The sequence below is a fragment of the Ruegeria sp. F5 genome (assembly GCF_056533845.1).
Window position 1 is genome coordinate 106,124 of record NZ_JBQFOU010000015.1, and the last position, 6,343, is coordinate 112,466.

Sequence of the window (6,343 nt, forward strand, 5' to 3'; positions counted from 1 at the left end):
ATCGGTATCTTATTCTCTTACTTTTATACGTTATGTCAGCAGCGATTGCACCCAAACTATGACGCGTTCCGTCAGACGTTGCGATCCTTCCGGTATGGTATGTTCGGCGTCGTGGAACTCATCGTCCCGCGCGAACGTGCTCAGGTCGAGAAACGGGGCCGTCCCGATGCCGTCACGGATCGCGCTAAGGTAATCCTCGTAGTCAAAGGTAAACCGGTCGCGGGAGTATGACCGTTCCGGCATATTGACGACCGCCACGCCGATGCCATGCGCATCAAGGAAATCCAGAAGCTGGCGCAGGCGCATGGCCGCAGCCTCACCGTTCTTTTGCGCATCCCAGTCAAAGACAGTCTCCCACCAGCTGCCGGACATATAGCCCGCAAGATCCTCTTCTGGCAGGCCAGTGCTTCTGGAGAATTTATACGGCGACACCAGCCTGCGCTGTCTTTCGATCTGCGATCTCCACATATTCAGCACCCCGGCTTTACGTAAAAGGGCTTCGCCGGGGGGCCAGTCCTCGACCGAGTGCCCCAGATATGCCGCCCAGGCGCGCAGGGCTGATCTGAAACGCTCGGGCTGCTTACTGAGGAAATCAATTTTAGCCAAAGCGGCCCTAAACAGGGGCTTTTTGTGCATCTCAACCCCATCCGGGCCAGTTGTCACCGACCAGGGGCTGTAGGTTTCGACGATTGTCTCAAAGGGTCGCTCGGGTGGCAGGTTGGCAACGAACCGGGGGCCGAGGCCAAGGACGACATAATCCGGCAGCGCATCTTCGCCATAGGCTGCCTCGATCAGTTTCAGCGCAATCATCACGTCTTCAATTGTCCCCAGGCTGATGCCGCCCTGGTAGACATGATAGTCGGGAAACGCGGCCTGTATCTGCTCCCACCGCAGGTTCTCGCGCACGGTTGAGGGACCGGTCAGCATCAGGACGGGCTTGTCCCGGTCCATGAATTGCGATGGCAGAAGAAAGCGATACCAGCTTTCATGTTTATACGGGAACATGTAAAAACTGCGCTCGGCGCTGATGGCCAGCCATGTCAGCGCCGAGAAGACCAGCCCAACGACTGCCCCGATCGTGCCAAGAGCCGCGAGCGAAAGGCGCAGTTTCCTAGAAACCCGTGTAGACAAAATCGACCTCCGTCGCGGAGAAAACAAAAAGAACGCCGACAAGCCCAACGGCGACGAGAACCTTCAGGGTCATCCGCAAGGACCGGTTGGGAAAAAGGGTCGACCACATCACATAAGACCTTTCAAAAGCGCAACCACGCTTGGCGTGTCCAGTTGGAAGAACAGGAATGCAAAAGCGGCCGCGTGAAATGTAATCGCCATGCCGACGATCCGTCCGGGCCAGCTTGCCCTGATCTTGCGCAGCCGCTTCTTGCCAAGACGCGCCGTCAGGACATGATCCCATATCCGGTATATGGCGAGCCACGTCCCGTGCACGAGACCAAAGATCAAAAACCCGATTGTGGTGCCGTGCCATAGGCCCGAGACAAGCATGGTCAGCATCGCCGCGATGATACCGGCCGCCAGCGGCAAACTGGCGAAAGACCCGGAACTGAGCGCCTTTTTATACACCGGGTTGAAAACATAGTCGGTCAGCCACAATGTCAGGGACCGGTGCTGGCGCAGCCAGAAGTCCGCAATGTTCTGGGCGAAATACGGGTTGTTGAAATTCTCTGGAGGGCGAATGCCCATCAGGCTGCCGATGCCGATCACGACATCGCAGTAGCCCGAGAAATTCATGTAGAGAAAAAAGTAGAACGCCGCCAACTGAACCCAGAATTCACCCAGGCTCAGCGCCAGGACATCGGTGTTGGGTTGCAGCGCGAAGCGGAAGAAAAGCGTTCCGATGACGTAAACCTTGACCAGCCCCCAGAGTATCCTCAATCCGGCGTCAAGATGAGCTTCATACGTCATCTCGATGGCGCGGCTACGGTCTTCCCATTGGTCGCGAAAATCCTGATACCGCTGGATCGGACCCATCATGAACGTGGTGAATGCCAGTAGGTAGTTGGGGTAAATGGCGGGATCGATACGGTCGATGACACCCGACCGGGCATCGATCATCACATGCAGGATCCGGAACAACAGAAAGCTCAGACCGACTGTCTGCAGAAAGGACAGGCGCGCCGGGTCAGGCAGGAACAGCCCCAGAAACTCGTAATCCAGCATGTAAATGAAAACGAGGATCAGCAGGGTCGCCGACAGGATTGCCCCCCATCTGGACGCCGTCAGATGCACGCGGGTCATACCCCATCCCAGACCGGCAAAGAGCAGGGTCGAGGCCAGACCGATCGGACCGAGAAGCGCAAAAACGAATGCGATATTGGCGCTCAGAAAGCCAACTGTCCGCACAAGCCCGGTCGAAGACGCAACCAGGATGATGGTAAACGTCGAAAACAGCAGGAATTCCCAAGACAGCAGATCAATGAACATAACGCTTTGGAATCAAACCCAAAAAAGAAAACTCGTAACCCTTCCCCACGTGTCGGGTCCTGAACAAATGAAACCTTAAAACCGGACCGCGAACATGCACATTGCTTGCCAGTTTCGTCGCATTTTCGGGCAAGTCAAATGGAATCCCTGTGCCGTCGTCATTGTCCCTGTCGCGGACACAGTGATGAGAGACGCGCCGGTACGGGCCATCCCGGTACACAAGAACGCCACGCAGATGCCGCAGGGCGGACAACGCCATTCCCTTGAATCGGCGTTCCGTGTTATGGGCCTAACGTTACTTTGTTAAGGGATTTGCGGTGTTGCGGATTGAGGGTCAGGGCCAGTTGAAGGCCATGAACGATAAAACCGGCGACAGGTTGGGCTGAAACCGGATGTGGCGCGTCATCGGTATCAACATCCTGATCCTCGCGGTGCTTCTGGTGGGCCTGGAAGCCGCGCTTGCCTGGCTTGTGGCACGGGATTCTCCGACCGGTATCCGTGCGGCCGACCGGCTCGCCCGGAAAATTTACTGGGCGAATGTCTCGTATGTGCAATACCTGCCGGATTGCGCGCGTTACGACTCTGAACTGGGCTATACGTTGCGACCCGGAAGCTGCGTTTTCGAAAACACCGGCTTCTCAACTAAGATCGACGTGAATTCGGCAGGCTATCGCGACGACGAAACCTCTCTTGATGCGCCCGAGATCGTGGTGCTGGGCGATAGCCAGGCGATGGGCTGGGGCGTCGGGCAAGGCAAGGCCTTTGCCGACATTATCGAGGCCGAAACCGGGCGCAGGACGCTGAATACCGGCGTGTCGTCCTATGGCACCGCTCGAGAGCTTATGACGCTGGACCGGCTCGACCGCAGCAACCTCAAGACGGTGATCATCCAGTATAGCGACAATGACGCCCACGAAAACCGCCACTATCTTTCCGACGGCACATTGTCGGCCATGTCGGAAGAGACCTATATGCAACTCGTCGCCGGAAACGAAGAGGCGGGCGGAGGCTTCGGGCACTATCTGCCCGCTCTCTTTCAGGAGGTTCGCGGGCGTTTCGGTGGCGGCGAGGGCGAGGATGAAGACAGCGAACTGCCCATGGCAGAGCTGAAAGACCCCGAAGTTCTGATAGAAACTCTGACCAACTGGGATTGGGGGACCACCCCGCCGCAACTGATTTTTTTCGATGTAAACACAGGCGGCCGGGGCGGACGTTTCACAGAGGTTCTCTCGACCTCCCCTAAACTCGACCTTTTGCGCTCAAAGGTATCTGACTTACAGATCCTGCATACGCCGGACATACTCGGCGCGGGCGATTATCTTTTCCCGGATGGGCATTTGTCGGACGCGGGCCATCAGAAACTGGCCGGTGCAATTATCGACGTGCTTGCCCCGAACTGATCCCCCGACACAGCACATCGCGTTCCTTCAATCAGGCTTCGGCAGGTTTGAAATGCCCCTGAATTTCGCTAAAATCGGGTCCGGCTTTGCAGGAAGATATTGTTTGATGGTGTCGATTTATACGGTTGAAAGATGAACGGTGCTAAAGCCCCGTTCTGGGCCTGGTATCTTGCGGCGGCGGTTCTTGCAGCCCTCATGTTCCTGCCAACGGCCGGGATCGGTATCGCGCAATCAGGCTTCAACCCCGATGAATGGAGGTTTGCCGCCGGGCTCGAAACCGGGTTTGCCGAAGTGCATGGCCGCTGGGCAACGCACTGGGCGCATGAGGTCATCTTTACCTGGAACACGCCAATTGCGGTTCTGATCTTCATTCTTTTTGCAGCCTTGTTCGCCATCGCGGTTCTGATCGCACACATGGCTGTTGCCCCGGCGGGACCAAGGATGGCCGTAGCGTCTGTTTTGCTGGTCTTTCTGGCCGGGTTTTCGCATGTCTATTTGACCGCCGTTTTGCATTTTCAAACACAGGCTCCGTGGTTTTGCCTTGGTCTTTTAGCCTCTGTGGGTGCCATGATGCTGATTGCGCCAGCGCAGGGGACTTCACCCTGGGGTCTGGTCTTGCGGGTCATTGTGGCGGCCGAGCTTCTGGCCATCGCAATCGGCTTTTATCAAAGCTATGCGCTTTTGGGCTTTCTGATCCCCGCCATAGTTTTGATCCGCGTCGACCGATACGGCCACCGGGAAAGCCTGCTCTACCTCTGTCGTGTCCTTGTCGCCTCGGTAATTGCTCTGGTGCTGTATCAACTCCAGTTGCGGGCCACCATTTCCGCTCTGGATCTCATCCCCAATTTTCGCTTCTCGGGCGGCGTGGACCAAACTGTGATCCTCGAGAAACTGTCCGCCTTGCCCCGGATCGAAAGACGAATCCATAGCGGCGGGCTTGTGGGTCTGCCCCATCCCTATCGCGGTATTTTCCTGCTCACGGCTGCGGCGGCAGGCGCAATGGTTCTGTTGGCGGCGGCCAGAGCGCTTGTTGCACCCCGCGCCTTTTCAGGCGGGGGATGGTTCGGGGCATTCCGGGTGCTGCTTGCCGGTTTCGGCGCGCTTTGCGTCCTGCCGGTTCTGATCTGGTTTCTCTACCCGGAACCCTATCTGATCGGGCGAACCATCGGATTCATCGGCTTTGTCTTTGCCGGTGTTGTTCTGGCCTGCACCACGGTCTTTGCACATGGGATGGCGGGGCGGTCCGCATCCCGGCTGATCCCGGCAGGGGGGCTGGCCCTGGTGCTGGTCTTTGGCCTTGGTCAGGCGGTGGCCTCATCGCATATCTGGCCTTTGTTTCAGCGCGTGGCGGAACAGGATGTTGATCTGGCCGATGCGATTGTGAAACAGGCCCGGTCTATTGACGGGTTTGACATCAAGTCGACCCCGATCCGCTCTGTCGGTGGTCCCAGCGATCAGAATCCGAGGTTCGGCAGCTTTCAGACCCCCAGCACGTTTGGCCGCGACATCGACATGAATTCCATTTTCCAGATCCTCTATGGCGCAACCGATTACGCCGGATCGGTACTGGCGCCGCCGAAACCCTGCGGGGCCTTCCCGGAAGAAGGCTCTGTTTTCATGGCCGAAGGCACGCTTTTCGTCTGTCTTGAAGCATCCGCCCCGCTTTCGGCACCATCCAACTGCTTTTCGCTGGGCGCAGGCAGGAACGCTGCGCTGTGCTATTCAGACACTATCGCGGTTCTGATTGGCCAAACCTGCACCGACATAGACCCCGGCAACGGTCAGATCGTTGTCACCCAACTGGACGATACAGGCGCGCAGCTCAGGCGGCATCGCTATTACCCACAGGCGTTGCCCACCGAGATGAACGGTCTCTGCCACAGGTTTGTGGAAACGGCAGGTGAGCCATTTTCAGCAATACGCATTGAGCGCGCAGGCACCACCCCCGAAAAGCATTGGGGGATCGAACATAAAGCCGAGGATGCCCGCACACTGAAAGAGATTTTCCCGCATCCCGCGGACCGGAATGATCCGTAACGAAGCACCGGCTTTGACAACGGTGTGCCGCGTCTTTCCTTATTTGGTGAGAACAGCCTGTGCGAAGTTCCGGCTTTCCCCGAAAAAGCCAATCATACTGTTAAGGGCATGGACCACATCCCAGCCGGTCACCAGACCCGCCTAGGATTAGTCGATCCCTTTTTGCGCTCTCCGGAAAACAAGTTCAAAAAGGTCAGCCGCCGTTACCATGTGTCCACGTCCTTGGTCTCATCACTTCGATCATCACCCGTCCAGATGACGCTGCCGCGTTTGGCCGATTTTGCGAGTTAGTTGAGATTGGTGTAACCCCCTTGCACCTAGCGCAGGTGCTGTTGCCAGAGATCCACCAGGGCAGGGTCCTGCTCTCGATCAACGATCAACGATCAACGATCAACGATCAACGATCAACGATCAACGATCAACGATCAACGATCAACGATCAACGATCAACGATCAACGATCAA

General features: G+C 57.1%; 4 protein-coding genes. 2 read left to right on the forward strand and 2 right to left on the reverse strand.

What is annotated here, in order from left to right; all coding sequences use genetic code 11:
- Window positions 1-30: 30 nt before the first annotated feature.
- Window positions 31-1,131, reverse strand: a complete 1,101-nt coding sequence (locus tag ACR0K1_RS19730) for a hypothetical protein (protein ID WP_480851636.1) — start codon at window positions 1,129-1,131, stop codon at window positions 31-33.
- 108 nt (window positions 1,132-1,239) lie between these two features.
- Window positions 1,240-2,442: an MBOAT family O-acyltransferase gene (locus tag ACR0K1_RS19735; RefSeq protein ID WP_480851637.1), complete on the reverse strand. Its 1,203-nt coding sequence runs from the start codon at window positions 2,440-2,442 to the stop codon at window positions 1,240-1,242.
- 392 nt (window positions 2,443-2,834) lie between these two features.
- Between ACR0K1_RS19735 and ACR0K1_RS19740 the strand changes: the two genes are divergently transcribed.
- Window positions 2,835-3,842 (forward strand): hypothetical protein, encoded by a 1,008-nt coding sequence (locus ACR0K1_RS19740; protein WP_480851639.1) that lies wholly within the window; start codon window positions 2,835-2,837, stop codon window positions 3,840-3,842.
- Window positions 3,843-3,974: 132 nt separating this feature from the next.
- Window positions 3,975-5,879, forward strand: coding sequence for a hypothetical protein (locus tag ACR0K1_RS19745; RefSeq protein WP_480851640.1), 1,905 nt, complete (start codon window positions 3,975-3,977; stop codon window positions 5,877-5,879).
- The last annotated feature ends 464 nt before the right edge of the window (window positions 5,880-6,343 follow it).

Bases quoted from the DNA above. Each gene is read 5' to 3' on its own strand.
- ACR0K1_RS19745 (WP_480851640.1), top strand. From the start codon at position 3,975: ATGAACGGTGCTAAAGCCCCGTTCTGGGCCTGGTATCTTGCGGCGGCG.
- ACR0K1_RS19740 (WP_480851639.1), top strand. From the start codon at position 2,835: ATGTGGCGCGTCATCGGTATCAACATCCTGATCCTCGCGGTGCTTCTG.
- ACR0K1_RS19735 (WP_480851637.1), bottom strand. From the start codon at position 2,442: ATGTTCATTGATCTGCTGTCTTGGGAATTCCTGCTGTTTTCGACGTTT.